This window comes from Streptomyces sp. RPA4-2, assembly GCF_012273515.2.
GTDB lineage: Bacteria > Actinomycetota > Actinomycetes > Streptomycetales > Streptomycetaceae > Streptomyces > Streptomyces kaempferi.
The window spans coordinates 8,260,700-8,276,373 of the sequence record NZ_CP050975.2; the positions used below are offsets into that span (position 1 = coordinate 8,260,700).

Below are 15,674 nucleotides of genomic sequence, written 5' to 3' on the forward strand. Positions count from 1 at the left end.
TGGGTTGCACGGCACGGAGAGGAATCGGAAGGTCCGTCAGAAAGGGGCCGTTCAGCCGCCGAAGAGCTGGGTCCAGTAGGTGCCCGCGTCGCCGCCGCCCGCGAGGCCGACGCCTATGTGGGTGAAGCCGGGCTTGAGGATGTTGGCGCGGTGTCCGGGGCTGTCCATCCAGCCGCGGACGACCTCGGCGGCGGAGCGCTGGCCACAGGCGATGTTCTCGCCGATGGTCCGGCGCGCGGAGCCCGCCGCGGCGGCCCGGTCCCAGGGTCGGCTGCCGTCGGGAGAGGTGTGGGAGTAGAAGGCGCGGGCCACCATGTCGTCGCTGTGCGCCTGGGCCGCGACGGTGAGCGGGGTGTCGGCGAGGAGCGGCGGCAGGCCCTCACCGGCCCGTTCGGCGTTGGTCAGCGCGACGACCTCGCGCGCCGTCCGCGCCAAGCCGTCGGTGCTGAACGGCCGCGCCCACAGCGCCGTCCAGTACAGGTCGCCGGAACGGGGGTGGGCGACGTACGCGAGACCCGCCTGGGTGTACGCGCGGTCGTACAGCGTGGCGCGGGACCGCTCGGTGGTGAGGCAGTACTCGACGAACTCGCCGGGGGTGCGCGGGCCGGAGACGAGGTGTTCGCCCACGGTGAGATACGCGTACCCCGCGGCGGTGACGCGCTGGTAGACCGAAGTTCCGTCCGCACCCTGGGAGCTGAGGAGCCCGCGCGCCGCCATGTCGGAGGCGTGCGCCCGCGCGGCGCCGGCGAGCCGCGCGTCGAGCGACACGGGTGGGGAACCGGCGGCGGAGCGCACGGAGTTCACCAGCTCCAGGAAGCCGTCCGGGTCGGGTGCCGCGACCGCCGGGGCGTCGTCCTCGCTGATGTCGACCCCGAAGTCCCGCGCGATGCCGGCCAGTCCCTCCGCGTACCCCTGGCCCAGCGCCCGCAGCTTCCACTCCGGGCCGCGCCGGTAGATCTCCGCGAGCAGCAGCACGGTCTCCCGCTGCGGGCGCGGGGGAGTGAAGCGCGCCAGCGTGCGCCCGCCGGGGCCGGTGACGAGCAGGGTGGGGGCGGGCAGCCGGCCCAGCGGTGTGCCGGGATCGGCCGGGGTGACGAGCACGGTGACCCGGCTCGCTCCGGAGCGCAGCCCCGGCGGGTCGACCGTCAGGCTCTCACCGGTGAGCCGGGCACCCGGTACCGCGGGCTGGTTGTAGAAGACGAAGTCGGCGTCACCGCGCACCTTGCCGGTGTCGTCGGTGATGAGCGCCGAGACGTCGAAGGGGCCCGGCACCCGGATCGTCAGGGTGCCGCCCGGCAGGGGCACGTTGCCCCCGGGAACCAGCTCGCTCATCGTGCCGCCCGTCGACGTGGTGATCCCCGCGGACCTCCGGCGCGGGCGTCCACGCCTTTGGCCCGCTCGGTCCGTCAACGTCCGGTGCGTGCGGGAGGGTTCCCGGGTTCGTCGGCGTCGAGCAGTTCCGGGCGGCGCAACGAGCGCAGGGCCAGCAGGAGTACGCCGATGTCGTCCAGGTAGATGGGGTCGGGCAGCAAGTCCGTCGGGAGCAGCAGATAGGCGACGGCGCCCCAGAAGACCCAGCGGGAGCCGGTCGGCAGTCCGGCGCGCCGCAGATCGCGGCGCGCCCGTACGAGCCGGGTCAGGAGCACGATCGCGACCGCGAGCGCGACGGCACCCAGGATCGCGACGACGACGACCACTGTCCATGCCGTGGAATCCATGAGTCCGTCCAGGGGTCTCGGCGGGAGGTTGCGTTTCTCCCTGTCGTCTTCCCGGCCACGGCGTTCGTACCGCCTCCCGTTCGGCCAGGTGCGGGGCGAGGACGTCTACGCGCCTTCGGGGGCGTCCTCGGGCAGGTCACGGCGGCAGAGGACGAAGTCGTCGAAGACGTGCCGGCCCGGCCGGTCGCCGACGGTGTCGATGGCCGCGCGGATGTCGGCCAGTTGGGCCGTCGTCATCTGCAGGGGCGGCTCGTCGGGCTGGTAGGTGGTCCGCACGGGATAGTCCACGCCCGGTTGCCGGGTCATCTCGATGTGACAGCCGAGCACCTGGGTGACCGGCCGGTCGGCGCAGAAATTGATCAGGCGGTCGACGGTGCGGGTGAAGGCCGGCCAGTCGTCGACGTACAGCCGGCCGGGGTAGACGGTGTCGCCGGTGAGAAGGAAACCGGTCCAGGGGTCGAAGTACGTCACGGAGGCCGCGTGATGCCCGGGTGTGGCCAGGCACTCCAGGACCCGGCCGCCGAGGTCGACGCGGGCGACACCGTCCGGGTCCCGGTCGAATCCGAAGAACGTCCACGCTTCGTCGAGGGCCGCGTCCACCACCGTGGTGCGGGGGCGGTCGGTGAACTGGCCGTCTCCCGCGACGTGGTCGCCGTGCGGGTGGGTGTGCAGCACCAGCAGCTCGTAGTCGTCCCGGGGTTGCGCGGCCTGCCGGTCCCGGATCAGCCCGTCCACCACCCGTCGCAACGGGAAGTGCGCGGGCGAGGCCGTGGCACCGGTGTCGATGAGCACCGCCCGCGCTTCGCCGAACAGCAGGAACAGGAAGGGCGCCTCGTAGTCGACGGCCATGTTCTGCCGCAGGATCACCGTGTCCGCGTCGTGGACGTGCACCTGGAGGTCCGGATCCGTGTTGTGCTTGGCCGACGGCGATCCGTGGATCCACCGCACATCGAGTGTCCGCGCCGCGGGGGTTCGCTCCTCTGCGCCGGCGTCCACGGCCCTGGGCCCCTGTGCGTCCACGACGTCTCCCGGTGGTCGTCGCACCGGAACCGTCGCCCGGCCCGGTGTCTCAGTTTCGCGTGGCGCCGCTGTCCGTGAGCGCGTGGGTGACCGCTCGGACGCTGCGGGCGATATGGCTGAGCTGCAGAACCTCGGCAGCGTACATCTTGATGGTGTGCTCGATCACCGACTCCGGCAGTCCGAGGGCGGGCAGCTCGGACCGGGCGGTCTGCAGAGCCGTACGGGCGACGCGTATCTCGTGCTGCACCTGGATCTGTGCGTGGCGGCCGAGCAGGACGGGGTGCTTCATCAGGGTCGGATAGCTCGCGTAGCGGGCCGGCACCAGTTCGCGCAGCCACCTGGTGGCCGACCGCTCCCAGTCGAAGCTGCCGGGGGTCTTGACCTGGCACGGCCAGTCCGAGGTGATCGGTGAATACGTCAGGGCCATGTTCATCGCTTCCGGGTTACGTCGGCGGCAAGGGTGGTCAACGGTTCTGGGGCGGCCCCGGTCCAGGGGAAGGCCGGGGCCGCCACCGCGGGTCCCGTTCGCGCGGGGCCCGTCCGATCACCCGGAACCCGTTGCGGGTAGGAGCGGACGGCCCCGGATGGTCGTAGGACGCGACCTGGAGGCCTCCTGATCACGATCCGCGAGCAGTATTTATATATACCGCCAGTTTCGCAAGGGCATGAAAAAATTCATCCGCGATATGGGGTGATAGATCCCGTGATGCCGTGGTGAGGCGCGGTACGGGAGGGGGCGCCGGCGGGGTGGGGCAGGGGTGCCGGGCCCCTCAGGAGGGGGGGAGGGCGAAGGTCTTCCGTGAGAAGTTCAGTCCTTCAGGAAGAACTGGTGCTGTTCGGCGATCTGCTCGTACTCCTCCAGGCGGGCCTGTGTCCGCTCCGGATCGGCGTCGGTCATGGCCTGGAGCAGCGCCGCCGACATCACCACGGGCGCGGCGTACGAGTCGAAGACGAGCCGGGAGCCGGTGCCGACGGTGAAGGTGACGTCGGCCTCGTCGGCCAGCGGTCCGAGCGCCAGGTCGGTGATCAGGGCCACCTTCAGTCCGGCACTGCGCGCGACCCGTACCGCGGTGAGCGTCTCCTGCGCGTGCCGAGGCATTCCGAACGCCAGCAGCCAGGTGCCGCCCGCCTCGCGCGACTGGAGCAGCGCGTCGTACGCGACGCTTCCGCCCCGGGTCACCACCCGTACGTCGGGGTGGACGCGGCGCGCCGCGTAGGCGAAGTACTCGGCCAGCGACACCGAGATGCGCAGCCCGAGAACCGTCAGCGGTGTCGACTGCGAGAGCGCGCGACCGAGTTCGATCACCTGGTCCGGGTCGGCGAAGTCGCGCCGCAGGTTCTCCAGGTTCTCGATCTCCACGTCCACCGCGGCCTGCAGCTCGTTGCCGCGGTCCACGGTGGGCGCGCCCGGGGTGCTGCCCAGGGTGCTGAGCGCGATGGCCTGGAGCTTCTCCCGCAACGCGGGGTAACCGCTGAAGCCGACCGCCGCGGCGAAGCGGGTCACGGACGGCTGGCTCACCCCGACGCGCTCCGCGAGATCGGTGATCGACAGGAAGGCGGCCTCGGTGATGTGCTCGATCAGGTACTGGGCGATACGGCGCTGCCCCGGCGAGAGCCGTGTCCCGTCGAAGAGTTCCCGGAGCTGGGACGTGGGCGCCGCGCCCGCCTCCGGAGCCGTCTTTCCCGACGTGATCGCGGACGCCTGCGCGCGCGCCTGCTGCGGCGATGGCACCGATGTGCCTCCTTCATGTCCCACGAGGATTCAACATAGCTCACGGACCGTGCTCACCAGGGCATGGATGACCACACGCAGTAGCTCACCGCACGCGGGGGGAGGCGTGGCGCGAAGGCCGGGAACCGGGTGGGTGACATCGCCCGGCGGGGACGCGGGACGGCACGGCGACGGTCTCGCCACCTGACGATCGTACGTGGACATGAACTCGGTCTGGTTCGGGCCAAGTTGACGACCGCCCATGGACAGTGCGCGGGGCGGGAGTTGAGGATGAGGATCCCCATCCGTAGGAGTTGTTCATATGCGTAGACGACGCCTGCTGGCCGGCGGTACCGCTCTCGCGGCCGCCGCTTCGCTCCGAACCGCCCTGACGACGCCCGCGCAGGCCGCTGGGACCCCGGTGCCGCCGAGGCCGGGAGACGTGACGCCGCTGCCCTCGAGGAGTGAGGTCGTCGCCGTGCTGCGGCGCGTGGCCGACCACTGGATCGCCGCGCACACGGACTCCGGTGACAACGGCTGGGCCAACGCCACCTTCTTCAGCGGACTGCTCGCCCTGTACCGCCTGGCCGGCGACGCGCGCCATCTCGCGTACGCCCGTTCCTGGGCGGACCGGCACGCCTACGGGCTCAACGGCGGGGTGACCACACGCCACGCGGACAACCAATCCGCCGGACAGGCCTACCTCGACCTGTACGAGATCGAGCCCGAGGAGCGGAAGCTCACCGCGATCGAGACCTCCCTGCACCGCATGGTCTACACCGACCAGCCGGACAAGAACGACGACTGGTGGTGGGACGACGCCCTCCACATGGCCATGCCGCCCTTCGCCCGCCTCGGCGCCCTCCGCCGGGATCCGCAGTACTGGCGGAAGCTGTACTCCCTCTACGACCACACCAAGCGCGCCGAGGGCGGCCCCGGCCTGTACGACGCCGCGACGGGCCTTTGGTACCGCGACGCGCGCTTCCTCCCCGGGGGCATCCTCTCGCCCTCGGGCCGGCCCGTCGTCTGGTCGCGCGGCAACGGATGGGTGGCGGGCGGTCACGTCAAGACACTCAAGGCGCTGCTGTCCACGGAGCGCCACACCGCCGAGTACCGCGACACGCTGACGCGCCTGGTGAGGGCCGCCGCGGCCGTGCAGCGCGGCGACGGCTTCTGGAACGTCAACCTCGCCGACGCGACCCATCTGCCCGGCCCCGAGACCAGCGGCACGTCCTTCCTCCTGTACGGCACCTCGTACGCGGTCTTCGCCCGCCTGGTCGACCGGGACACCTTCCTCCCGGTGGCGGCCCGCGCCTGGAACGGCCTCGTCACCACGGCCGTGCACCCCGACGGCTTCCTCGGCTACGTCCAGAACGTCGGCGACCGACCGGAATCCAGCCAGCCGGTCACCTACGACAGCACCGCCGACTTCGGCGTGGGCGCCTTCCTGCTCGCCGGCACCGAACTGGCGCGGCTCACCACGCGCTGACCGCCGGCGCGGCGGCACCCCCGCGGCGGCACCCCCGGAGCGGCACGTCCGGGACAGCCGCGCGCGGCGGCGCCGGCCGCCGCGAGGCCGGGGGTGCCGCCGCTGCCGGCGGGGGATGGATGACAGACTGATCACATGGACGAGCGTGAATTCGGCAGGTCAGGCCAGAAGGCATCGGTCATCGGTCTCGGTACGTGGCAGCTCGGGGCCGACTGGGGCGATGTGAGCGAAGCGGACGCCAAGGCGGTGCTGGAGACGGCGGCGGAGTCCGGGGTGACCTTCTTCGACACCGCCGACGTGTACGGCGACGGACGCAGCGAGCAGACGATCGCGTCCTTCGTGAGCGGCCGCCCCGACCTCCATGTGATGGTCGCGACGAAGATGGGCCGCCGGGTCGAGCAGATCCCGCAGAACTACGTCCTCGACAACTTCCGCGCGTGGAACGACCGCTCCCGGCGCAATCTCGGCGTCGACCGCATCGACCTGGTGCAGCTGCACTGTCCGCCGACCCCCGTCTACTCGTCGGACGAGGTGTTCGACGCGCTGGACACCCTGGTCGAGGAGGAGCGGATCGCCGCGTACGGCGTGAGCGTCGAGACCTGCGACGAGGCGCTCACGGCGATCGCCCGTCCGAACGTGGCGAGCGTTCAGATCATCCTCAACCCGTTCCGCATGAAGCCTCTGCGGCAGGTTCTTCCCGCCGCTCAGGAGGCGGGCGTCGGCATCATCGCCCGCGTGCCGCTGGCCTCCGGTCTGCTCTCCGGCAAGTACACCAAGGACACGGTGTTCGGGGCCGACGACCACCGTACGTACAACCGTCACGGTGAGGCCTTCGACCAGGGCGAGACCTTCTCCGGCGTCGACTTCGTGACCGGTGTGGAGGCGGCGGCCGAGTTCTCCGCCCTCGCTCCGGAGGGCTGCACCCCGGCCCAGCTGGCGCTGCGCTGGATCATCCAGCAGCCCGGCGTCACCACGGTGATCCCGGGCGCGCGTTCACCCGAACAGGCCCACGCCAACGCGGAGGCCGCGAAGCTCCCGCCGCTGTCGCGGCAGACGCTGGATGCGATCGACGAGCTCTACGACCGCCGGATCAAGGAGCAGGTGGAGGGCCGCTGGTAGCGGGCCGCGAGGGCCCCGACCAGGACGCCGACCGCCGGCCCGAGGAAGAGGGGCGGTGGTCGGCGTTCGGCGTGTCCGGGGCGTGGTGGTGTGGCGTACCGCCTGTGAGCCCGTCACCGGGCGTCCTTCCCGGACCCCTCGCTCCGGAGCGCGTCGAGCTGCCGGTCGTGCGCCCGGCTGAGCAGGACGACGGACAGCGTGGCTCCGATCAGCGCGCAGAACATGTCCCACTGGGTGTCCCACACGTCGCCCTGGGTGGCCAGGAAGGCGTCCGCCGAGTGGCCGCCGATCACCGCGGCCGCCCACTCGAACATCTCGAAGAGCGCGCTGAAGGCCAGGCACGCGCACACGGTCAGCGGCGCGAGCCAGCGACTGCCGCGCAGCGGTGAGGTCCGGCTCAGCACCTCCCGTACCAGGACGGCGGGCACGAACCCCTGCATGAGGTGACCGAACCGGTCGTACGGATTGCGGGCGAGCCCGAGCCCGTCCCGTACCCAGTCGCCCACCGGTACCTGCGCGTACGTGTAGTGGCCTCCCACGGCGAGGACCAGCGCGTGCGCCGCCAGCAGGCAGCACAGCAGGTTCGTCAGCGGGAACCGGCGCCGGAACAGCACGGCGAGGGGCAGCCCGAGCAGCACCCACACGGTCTCCAGCAGCCAGGTCGTCCGGTCGTGCGGGTTCCAGGCGGAGACGGCCAGGCCCGCGACGACGAGCGCGACGAGCGCTGTCGGCAGGACCCGCCGCCCGGGGTGGCGCTCCAACAGCCCCTCGGACGCCGGGCTGGAGAGCGAGGAGAGGTGAAGTCCGTTCACGGGTGAGCTCCTTGGTCCTGGTCCTGGTCCGCGGTCCGGGTCGCCCCATCGTGCTGGAGCGGGGGAGTGACGGCATGAGTACGCCTACTCACCCGGAGCGGGAGAAAAGAACGAACATGTTCGTCACGTACTTGTTCGCAACGAACATGTTCGTTACTTTGGAGGTGTGACAGCACACCCCGCACCCCGCCCGAGCCGTCGTGAGCGACCGGCGAAACCGGCCCTGACCAGGGAAGGCATCATCGAGACCGCCGTGGCCCTGATGTGCGCCGAAGGTCTGAGCCGGGTCACCATGCGCCGCCTGGCACAGGAGCTCGACACCGGCCCGGCCTCGCTCTACGTCTACGTACGCAACACCGCGGAACTGCACGCGGCCGTCCTCGACGAGCTCCTCGGCGCCGTCGACCTCGGCCCGGCCCGCGCGGACGGCGACTGGCGCGACCGGCTCGTAGAGGTGCTCACCTCCTACACGGCGGTGCTGTTCGAGCACCCGGGCCTGGCCCGCTCGGCCCTCGTCTCCCGCCCGTTCGGCGACCGCTATCTGGACCTGCTGGACGCACTGCTCGCGCTGATGAGCGAGGGCGGCATCCCCCGGGCGCGAGCGGCCTGGGCGGTGGACCTGCTGCTGCAGTTCGCCACCGCGACCGCCGCCGAACACGCCCCCGGGGAGAAGGACCCCGCCGACGCCGAGGGTGAATGGGCCGCGCTCGCCGCCGCACTGCACGGCGCCTCCGGCGAACGGCATCCGCACGTCACCGCCGCGGGCGCCGAACTGCTCTCAGGGCCCGGTGAGGCGCGTATGGACTGGGGCTTCCAGGTGCTGATCAGCGGAATCCTGCACACCCCGAGGCACGGGACGTCCGACACGTCCCGGCCGTCCCTCCCCAAGGAGTAGCGACATGTCGATCCATCACCCCATAGCCGTGGTCGGCGCCGGTCTCGGCGGCCTCACGCTCGCCCGCGTGCTGCACCGGAGCGGCATCGAGGCCGCGGTCTTCGACCTCGACGCCTCGCCCACCGCCCGCGCGCAGGGCGGCATGCTGGACATGCACGAGGAGTCCGGGCAGGCCGCGCTGCGCGCCGCCGGGCTCCACGACGCGTTCCGGGGCCTCATCCACGCCGGTGGCGAGGCCATGCGCATCCTCGACAAGGCGGCCGTCGTCCACCTGGAGGACGACGGCGAGGGCGGCGGACGGCCCGAGGTCAAGCGAGGGGCGCTGCGCGACCTCCTGCTCGGCTCACTGCCCCCGGACACCGTGCGCTGGGGCGCCAAGGCCACCGGCGTACGGACACTCGACGACGGTCGGCACGAGGTGACGCTCGCCGACGGGGAGACGTTCACCGCCGATGTGCTGATCGGCGCCGACGGCGCCTGGTCGAAGGTCCGACCGCTGGTCTCGGACGCCACCCCGGTCTATTCCGGCCTCTCCTTCGTCGAGGCGCACCTCCCGGACGCCGACACCCGGCATCCGGAGGGCGCCGCCCTCGTCGGCCACGGCATGATGTTCGCCCTCGCCGACGGCAAGGGCTTCCTCGCCCACCGGGACCCCGACGGCTCGCTGCACATCTACGTCGCCCTGCGGACGCCCGCCGAGTGGGCCACCGCCGGCCCCATCGACTTCACCGCGACCGCGGCGGCCAAGACGGCGCTGCTGGAGCACTTCCCCGACTGGGACGAACGCCTGCGAGCGCTCGTCGCCGACGCGGACGGCGAGCTCGTGCCCCGGCCGGTCCACGCGCTGCCGGTCGGCCACCGCTGGGACCGCACCCCGGGCGTCACCCTGCTGGGCGATGCCGCGCACCTGATGTCTCCCTTCGCCGGCGAGGGTGCCAACCTCGCCATGCTCGACGGTGCCGAACTCGCGACCGCCATCGCCACCCACCGGGACGACGTCGAGAAGGCACTGGCGGTGTACGAGGAGGCGCTCTTCGTCCGCAGCGAGGCGGCGGCGGCCGAGTCCGCGGACAACCTCGGCCTCTGCTTCCGGCCGGACGCGCCGCGCCCCCTGGTCGAGCGCATGACCCACTATCTCGGCGAGGACCGGCCCGGGTCCGCTTCCGCGTCCTGATCCGGGACACGGACACCGATTCCGCTCACTCCCGCGGCGCCGCGCCCCGAAGCGCCGCGATGCAGGAGCCGATCGCCTGCTGGAGGTCCTCCAGCCGCTGCACCATGTCGTCCTCGTAGATGTCGTCGGCGTCGTCGAAGGTCAGCTCCTCGAAGACCTTCGTGGCCCGCTGCAGGCTGTTGTAGAACTTCGTACGGCGTTCCTGGACCCGCAGTTCGGGGTCTGCCTCGACGGTCTCGACGACCAGGCCCTTCATCGTGTCGTAGGCCTCGGCCGCCCACTCGCCGGTGTCCTCGCCCTTGTCCAGCTCGTCCAGGAGCGACAGATGGCGCTCGGCCTCCGAGCGGAGCTCGGCCGGCGCGTCGAGAGTCTGCCCCGCCGGGGTCCTGATCTGACCCTTCTCGGCGATCTGGCGGACGTAGCCGATCCGGTCGGCCGCCCTGGTCTCGGTGGCCACCGCCTTCTTCAGTTCGTCGGTGCGCGCGATGTCGCGGGCCAACTCGGCCTGCAGCGCCGGGTCTTCCTTCACCCGGTCCAGCAGCGCGGTGCGGGCCGCCTGCGCCGTGGAGGGGTCGGCGAGGATCGCGGCCCGCAGCGCGGTGGGGTTCTCGGCGACCTCCAGTGCCTTGGTGGGGCGGATGCCCTCGGCCTGCGCCGCCTCGGCGATGGCGGTTCCCCGTTCGGAGGACGCGCTGGAGCGGGCGGCGTAGTACGTCAACCACGCGTCCGCGTCCGGCAGTTCGATCTCCTCGCCCGGGGCGAGAACCTCGAAGTGGGGGACGAGACCGTCGTCCGCCGCCTTGTCCCACGCCTTGTAGTAGCGCATCACCCGCTCGGGTGAGCAGCCGGCCAGCTCGGCGAACTCCTTCGCGGACACCTTCGCGGTCTCGTCGGCGGACTGTCCGCCGGGACGCACACTGCGCGCGACCTTCAGGGCGAAGGCCCAGCCGCCGGTCCGCGCGTAGGCCCCGAAGTCACGCGCGTCACGTGAGACGGAGTCCTGTGCGTCACGCGTCAGGGTGTCCCGCGCCTCACGTGAGACGGGGACCTGTGCGTCGGGGCGCGCGGCGGATCCTGCGGTCGGGACGAAGGTTGCGGTCACCGGGAACTCTCCAAGGTAAGTGCGGAGTTAAGATCACAGAGAATGAAGCTTTGGCCGTAGGTTTGGCCGGATCAAGCAGACACACAAGCAACAACGGAATCAAGTAAGCCTGAAACGACGCGATGTGACGCTGTTCACCCCGATGTGGCGCAAAGTGATGAATTCCTTACAGTCATCACACGTAGGGGAGGGGGCAGTGCATCGTGAGACCGGCGGGAGGATTTACCGTGCGACCGTTCACCCTCAACTACGCCTTGCCCACAGGGCATTCGGCCGCTGTACCCCCGTACCACTTCGACGTGTCCCTGCAACTGAACGTGCTGCCGGACGGCAGGCCGGCCGTCAGCGACCGCGCTCTCCTGATGGCGACCGGTACGACGACGTCGACCGCCGGTTCCCAGACGCACTTCGACGACTGACGGCCACTCACCCCGATGACGGTACTGATTCTCACGGCGGAGCAGGACGTCACCGCCGACATGGTCGTGGCCAGGCTGCACGAACAGGGCGTGCCCATGGTGCGCCTGGACCCCGCCGACGTGCCGGGCCGGGCGGTCCTGTCCGCGGACTACGCGCACGGCGACTTCGACGGCTACCTCTCGGTCAACGGCCATGTGCTCAGCATGGGCGGCCTGCGCTCCGTGTGGGTGCGCCGTCCGGGCGAACCCGCGGCGCACGCGCCGGAGCCCTCGCCCTGGCTGACCGCGGAGACCCGGCAGGCGCTGTTCGGGATGCTCTACTCCGCCTCGACCCGCTGGATGAACCACCCGCGCCGGGCCGAGCAGGCCCGGCACAAGCCCTGGCAGCTGAGGGTGGCGCACAGCAGTGGGTTCGCGGTGCCGCCGACCGTCATCACGACCGCGCCGCGGGTGGCCCAGCAGTTCGTGGAGGAGTACCGGCAGGTGGTGGTCAAGTCCGCCTCCGGACCGCCGCCCGGCGAACCCCCAGTGGCGCTGCCCACCACCCTGATCGGCCCCGACGCGGACTTCTCCGGTGTCGCGGCCGGACCCGCGCTGCTCCAGCAGTACATTCCCAAGCGCGCCGACATCCGGCTCACCTGCATCGGGGACCGTCTCTTCGGCGCCCGCAAGACCGCGGTGGCGGGTCAGGTCGACGGGCGCTTCGGCGAGACCGGGCACGTCTGGGAGCCCATCGCGGTGCCGGGGCGTATCGCCCGTTCGGTGCAGGAGTACACGGCCTTCACCGAACTCGCCTACACGGCCTTCGACTTCGCCGAAGACGAGGAAGGGGTGTGGTGGTTCCTGGAGGGCAACCAGGGCGGGCAGTTCGGCTTCATCGAGCTGGAGACCGGCCAGCCCATCTCCGAGGCGGTCGCGCTGTGGCTCTCCCAGCGAAGACCGGCCGACCGGCGCTGACCGCGTCGGCCCTCACCCCCGCGCCCGGACGGGGCGGGGGACCGGACACCGGGCCGGGGGCAGAAGCCGGCACAGGACCGGCAGGCCTGTCCCGGCCCCGGATCACCCCGACGTGTACGTGAACGTCCGCAGGAACGTGTCCAGCGCCTGCCGGTTGGCGGCCGTGCCCCAGTCGTCCGCCGGGGTCGTCCACCGCAGGGAGAACCCGCGCCGGCCGTCGACGAGGAAGCCGCGCCCGAACGTGCGCTCACGGACCCCGTCCGCCGTCGAGAGCCACTCCATGTCCGCGCCCTTGTAACCGCGATAGTCGACGGAGCGGATGTCACCCACCCGCTCGTAGTCGATGGACTCGCCCCGCAGAGAGGTGTCCACCTCGTTCCAGACCGCGACGGGGTCCGGCGCGAGCTGGGTGCTGTACGTGACGGTCAGGGTGCGCGGGTCGCCGCTCGCGCCGAGCAGGACACGGTAGGACTGGTCGGCGGACCGCTCGGTCCGCAGGGGCGCCCACCCCTTGGGGAGGTCGATGGCGAAGCCCTGGGGCGCGGTGAAGCGGAAGAACCCGGCTTAAGCGGGTCCTGTCGGCCGGTACGGGACGGGGAGGGCGAGGCGGACCGGGACGGGGACGAGGAGCGGGACGCCGGGGCCGAGGGGGTCGCCCGGGGTCCGTGCCACCGGCGGTGGGAGCGGGGGAGTACGGCCGATCGGAGGCGGAGGGGGACGGGGCGGAGCCCGACGCGGACGTGCCGCGATCGGACAGCCCGCCCGCCATGGCGAGACCGGCGAAACAGACGACCGTCACGGCCAGCGCTCCCCCCAGCAACACCGGCCGGCTGACGGGCCGTCTGCCGCGCACCCGTCCCGGGCGCGGGCCGTCGAAGCCGGACTCCTCGAACAACGGCAGCGTCCCGGTCGGCTCCGAGTCGTCGAGCTCCGCCTTGAGGATGCGCGTGAGTGCCTCCCGTACGACCGACTCGGGCACCCGCTCCACGGGATCCCGGCGCAGGAGCCCCTGGATGGCCGGACCGAGCGGCCCGGCGTTGAGCGGGACCCGGATGGGCAGCCGCTCCACTGCGCGGAACGTCGCCTCGAGGCTGCCCCGGTCCCGGATCGCCGGCCGGCCCTCGACCATCTCGTACATGATCGCGCCCAGTGCCCACAGGTCGGTGGCCGGTCCGCCGCCCTCACCGCGAGCCTGTTCGGGCGAGGCGTACGAGGGTGCCGTGACGCGGGGCGAGTCGGTGGCTCCCATCAGCCCGAATCCGCCCACCGTGAGCCCGCCGAACTCCTCCACCCACACGTGCCCGGGACTCAGGTCGCCGTGCGTGAACCCCTCTTGATGCGCGGCACCCAGGACGTCGAGCAGATCGAGCCCGATGCGGGCCGTCCTGACGTGGTCCACCGGTCCGTGCGCGAGGAGTGCGCTCAGGGGGACGCCCGCCGGCCGTGCGGTGACCGTCCACAGGAACGCGTCGTCCTCGACGACGTCGACGACGACGGCCACCCGCCCGGGGCAGACCAGACCCAGCGCCTCGGACTCACGGGTGATCCGCACGGCGGTGCGCAGCTCGGCCTCCTCGCGCAGATGCGCCGGGCACCGGGACCGGGTCAAGGTGACGAGCCGACGGGACTCGACGTCCTGGCCGTTCCAGCTCTCACGTCCCTCCTCCTGGTGGACGACCTCCAGGAGCCGGTATCTTCCCGCGACCGATTCGTCCGTGGAGACTTGCACCTTGACCATGGTCATCCCTCGCTGCACACCGGGCACTCACCTTTCCCGTTGGTACGGCGGGTGTGACGGTGGGTGTTCAAAGGCGGGCGATTCCCGGGTCCTGTTTTTCCTGAATTCTTTTCATGTAGCGCACATGTACGAACAGTTCGGGCCTGCTCTCCCGCCGGGGCCACCGTTCTCCCGCCGGGTCGCCGGGCTGCCGCCCGGCCGTCCAGGGCCGTTCAGCTCACGGCGTCCTGGCCGATGTACGACGCGGCGAAGGTGGCCGCCGCCGCGGGCGAGTCCAGGATCCGCCGCAGCCGGGCGCGCGCGGCACCCGCCCGGAAGGGATCGCCGGAGGACGGCCCGTGCAGCAACTCGGCCAGCCACTGCGAGAATTCCTGGTACTCCCAGACCCTCCGCAGACAGGCCGCCGAGTAGTCACGCAGCCCGCCGTCGTCCCCCGTGCCGCAGTACGCGACGAGGGCGTCCGCCAGAAGCAGGGCGTCGTGCAGCGCGAGGTTCATGCCCTTCGCGGCGATCGGCGCCACGAGGTGAGCGGAGTCGCCCGCCAGGAACAGCCGCCCGTACACCATCGGTTCCACGACGTAGCTGTGCATGTCGAGCACGCGCTTCTCGATCAGCCGCCCCTCCGTCAGCGGGGGCGCCCCGGCCACCGCCAGCCGGGCGTGCAGCTCCGACCACACGCGGTCGTGCGACCAGCGCTCCGGGTCCTCGCCGGGCGCCACCTCCAGGTAGTAGCGGGTGACCTCCGGACTGCGGGCCATGTGAGCGGCGAATCCCCGGGGGTGGACGCCGAAGACGACACAGTCGCTGGACGGCGGCGCCTCGGCCAGCAGCGCCAGCCACCCGACCCCGTAGTCGTGACGGGCGACGGTGCCCCGACCGGGCGCCACGCAGGAGCGGGTCACTCCACGGGCGCCGTCGCAGCCGGCCACGATCTCGCAGTCGATGCGCCGCCGTTCGCCCGTGGCTGGATCCGTGTACAGCACCGAGGGCCGGTCGCCGTCGAGGCCGTGCAGGGCCACGTCCTTCACCCCGAACCGGATGTCGCCGCCCTTCACGTCGGCGTACGCGCGCACCAGGTCGGTCACCAGCAGCGGCTGCGGATAGACGAAGTGCCGCTCCCCGGTCAGCTCGGCGTACCGGAAGCGGTGGCGTTCGCCGTCGATACGGAACTCGCAGGCGCTGTGCGCCTGCGCCCGCTCCACGAGCCGGTCCGCGAGCCCCCGCTCGCGCAGCGCCCGCACCGCCCACTCCTCGATGAACCCCGCGCGGGGCCGCTGTTCGACGAACTCCCGGCTCTCGGTCTCCAGCACCACACAGTCGACGCCCGCCGTGCGCAGGATGTTCGCGACGGTGAGCCCGGCGGGGCCCGCGCCGATGACGACGACCGGGACGCGCCGCGTCGGCGCGGAGGTGGGGGAGGGCTTGATCATCCGTGCATTATGTCGGTGGCCCGACAACCCCTGGCCGGGTCTGCACAACCCTCTGACACTTCCTTCGCCGACGCGCCGCGACCTCTCCGA

The 15,674-nt window shown here is 71.7% G+C and carries 16 protein-coding genes; 6 read left to right on the forward strand and 10 right to left on the reverse strand.

Features of this window, described 5'->3' with window-relative positions; translation table 11 throughout:
- Positions 1 to 51 precede the first annotated feature (51 nt).
- The 5 genes from HEP85_RS36060 to HEP85_RS36080 form a co-directional block, all read right to left on the reverse strand.
- Positions 52 to 1,332 carry a CAP domain-containing protein gene (locus HEP85_RS36060; RefSeq protein WP_369657997.1) on the reverse strand — a complete coding sequence of 427 codons (1,281 nt, stop codon included), beginning with the start codon at positions 1,330 to 1,332 and terminating at the stop codon, positions 52 to 54.
- Positions 1,333 to 1,406: 74 nt separating this feature from the next.
- Positions 1,407 to 1,718: a DUF1232 domain-containing protein gene (locus tag HEP85_RS36065; RefSeq protein ID WP_168531679.1), complete on the reverse strand. Its 312-nt coding sequence runs from the start codon at positions 1,716 to 1,718 to the stop codon at positions 1,407 to 1,409.
- A gap of 105 nt (positions 1,719 to 1,823) precedes the next feature.
- A complete protein-coding gene (locus tag HEP85_RS36070; RefSeq protein WP_248002215.1) occupies positions 1,824 to 2,738 on the reverse strand; it encodes an MBL fold metallo-hydrolase in 915 nt (304 codons plus the stop codon).
- A 49-nt stretch (positions 2,739 to 2,787) separates the two neighbouring features.
- Positions 2,788 to 3,165 carry a hypothetical protein gene (locus HEP85_RS36075; protein ID WP_211118275.1) on the reverse strand — a complete coding sequence of 126 codons (378 nt, stop codon included), beginning with the start codon at positions 3,163 to 3,165 and terminating at the stop codon, positions 2,788 to 2,790.
- 381 nt (positions 3,166 to 3,546) lie between these two features.
- Positions 3,547 to 4,470 (reverse strand): MurR/RpiR family transcriptional regulator, encoded by a 924-nt coding sequence (locus tag HEP85_RS36080; protein WP_168531681.1) that lies wholly within the window; start codon positions 4,468 to 4,470, stop codon positions 3,547 to 3,549.
- A 301-nt stretch (positions 4,471 to 4,771) separates the two neighbouring features.
- On the opposite strand from HEP85_RS36080, the gene HEP85_RS36085 reads away from it, so the two are divergent.
- Together HEP85_RS36085 and HEP85_RS36090 are read left to right on the forward strand one after the other, a co-directional pair.
- Positions 4,772 to 5,938 (forward strand): glycoside hydrolase family 88 protein, encoded by a 1,167-nt coding sequence (locus tag HEP85_RS36085; RefSeq protein ID WP_168531682.1) that lies wholly within the window; start codon positions 4,772 to 4,774, stop codon positions 5,936 to 5,938.
- 135 nt (positions 5,939 to 6,073) lie between these two features.
- Positions 6,074 to 7,057 carry an aldo/keto reductase gene (locus HEP85_RS36090; protein ID WP_168531683.1) on the forward strand — a complete coding sequence of 328 codons (984 nt, stop codon included), beginning with the start codon at positions 6,074 to 6,076 and terminating at the stop codon, positions 7,055 to 7,057.
- Positions 7,058 to 7,170: 113 nt separating this feature from the next.
- Here the strand turns inward: HEP85_RS36090 and HEP85_RS36095 are convergent, their stop codons facing one another.
- Positions 7,171 to 7,791 carry a DUF2238 domain-containing protein gene (locus tag HEP85_RS36095; protein ID WP_168534405.1) on the reverse strand — a complete coding sequence of 207 codons (621 nt, stop codon included), beginning with the start codon at positions 7,789 to 7,791 and terminating at the stop codon, positions 7,171 to 7,173.
- A gap of 244 nt (positions 7,792 to 8,035) precedes the next feature.
- Between HEP85_RS36095 and HEP85_RS36100 the strand changes: the two genes are divergently transcribed.
- Both HEP85_RS36100 and HEP85_RS36105 read left to right on the forward strand, forming a co-directional pair.
- On the forward strand, positions 8,036 to 8,764 hold the full coding sequence (locus HEP85_RS36100; RefSeq protein ID WP_168531684.1) for a TetR/AcrR family transcriptional regulator: 729 nt from the start codon (positions 8,036 to 8,038) through the stop codon (positions 8,762 to 8,764).
- Positions 8,765 to 8,768: 4 nt separating this feature from the next.
- Positions 8,769 to 9,938, forward strand: coding sequence for an NAD(P)/FAD-dependent oxidoreductase (locus HEP85_RS36105; protein WP_168531685.1), 1,170 nt, complete (start codon positions 8,769 to 8,771; stop codon positions 9,936 to 9,938).
- A 25-nt stretch (positions 9,939 to 9,963) separates the two neighbouring features.
- Here the strand turns inward: HEP85_RS36105 and HEP85_RS36110 are convergent, their stop codons facing one another.
- Positions 9,964 to 10,956: a hypothetical protein gene (locus HEP85_RS36110; protein ID WP_168534407.1), complete on the reverse strand. Its 993-nt coding sequence runs from the start codon at positions 10,954 to 10,956 to the stop codon at positions 9,964 to 9,966.
- A 311-nt stretch (positions 10,957 to 11,267) separates the two neighbouring features.
- On the opposite strand from HEP85_RS36110, the gene tgmA reads away from it, so the two are divergent.
- Both tgmA and HEP85_RS36120 read left to right on the forward strand, forming a co-directional pair.
- Positions 11,268 to 11,459, forward strand: coding sequence for a putative ATP-grasp-modified RiPP (gene tgmA / locus HEP85_RS36115; protein WP_148008417.1), 192 nt, complete (start codon positions 11,268 to 11,270; stop codon positions 11,457 to 11,459).
- 15 nt (positions 11,460 to 11,474) lie between these two features.
- A complete protein-coding gene (locus HEP85_RS36120) occupies positions 11,475 to 12,416 on the forward strand; it encodes an MvdC/MvdD family ATP grasp protein (RefSeq protein ID WP_211118122.1) in 942 nt (313 codons plus the stop codon).
- A 102-nt stretch (positions 12,417 to 12,518) separates the two neighbouring features.
- Here HEP85_RS36120 and HEP85_RS36125 read toward each other — a convergent pair whose 3' ends face one another.
- The 3 genes from HEP85_RS36125 to HEP85_RS36135 form a co-directional block, all read right to left on the reverse strand.
- Positions 12,519 to 12,788, reverse strand: a complete 270-nt coding sequence (locus HEP85_RS36125) for a hypothetical protein (RefSeq protein ID WP_369657998.1) — start codon at positions 12,786 to 12,788, stop codon at positions 12,519 to 12,521.
- Entirely contained in the window at positions 12,739 to 14,154 is a 1,416-nt protein-coding gene (locus tag HEP85_RS36130) for a serine/threonine protein kinase (RefSeq protein WP_369657999.1), read from the reverse strand. Before HEP85_RS36130 ends, HEP85_RS36125 begins: the two co-directional genes overlap by 50 nt.
- Before the next feature lie 212 nt (positions 14,155 to 14,366).
- Positions 14,367 to 15,584 carry a 4-hydroxybenzoate 3-monooxygenase gene (locus tag HEP85_RS36135; protein ID WP_168531686.1) on the reverse strand — a complete coding sequence of 406 codons (1,218 nt, stop codon included), beginning with the start codon at positions 15,582 to 15,584 and terminating at the stop codon, positions 14,367 to 14,369.
- Between the last annotated feature and the right edge of the window lie 90 nt (positions 15,585 to 15,674).

Coding starts and splice junctions, on each gene's coding strand:
- HEP85_RS36090 (WP_168531683.1), top strand. CDS start 6,074: ATGGACGAGCGTGAATTCGGCAGGTCAGGCCAGAAGGCATCGGTCATC.
- HEP85_RS36075 (WP_211118275.1), bottom strand. CDS start 3,165: ATGGCCCTGACGTATTCACCGATCACCTCGGACTGGCCGTGCCAGGTC.
- HEP85_RS36060 (WP_369657997.1), bottom strand. CDS start 1,332: ATGAGCGAGCTGGTTCCCGGGGGCAACGTGCCCCTGCCGGGCGGCACC.
- HEP85_RS36135 (WP_168531686.1), bottom strand. CDS start 15,584: ATGATCAAGCCCTCCCCCACCTCCGCGCCGACGCGGCGCGTCCCGGTC.
- HEP85_RS36065 (WP_168531679.1), bottom strand. CDS start 1,718: ATGGATTCCACGGCATGGACAGTGGTCGTCGTCGTCGCGATCCTGGGT.
- HEP85_RS36105 (WP_168531685.1), top strand. CDS start 8,769: ATGTCGATCCATCACCCCATAGCCGTGGTCGGCGCCGGTCTCGGCGGC.
- HEP85_RS36130 (WP_369657999.1), bottom strand. CDS start 14,154: ATGGTCAAGGTGCAAGTCTCCACGGACGAATCGGTCGCGGGAAGATAC.
- HEP85_RS36085 (WP_168531682.1), top strand. CDS start 4,772: ATGCGTAGACGACGCCTGCTGGCCGGCGGTACCGCTCTCGCGGCCGCC.
- HEP85_RS36120 (WP_211118122.1), top strand. CDS start 11,475: ATGACGGTACTGATTCTCACGGCGGAGCAGGACGTCACCGCCGACATG.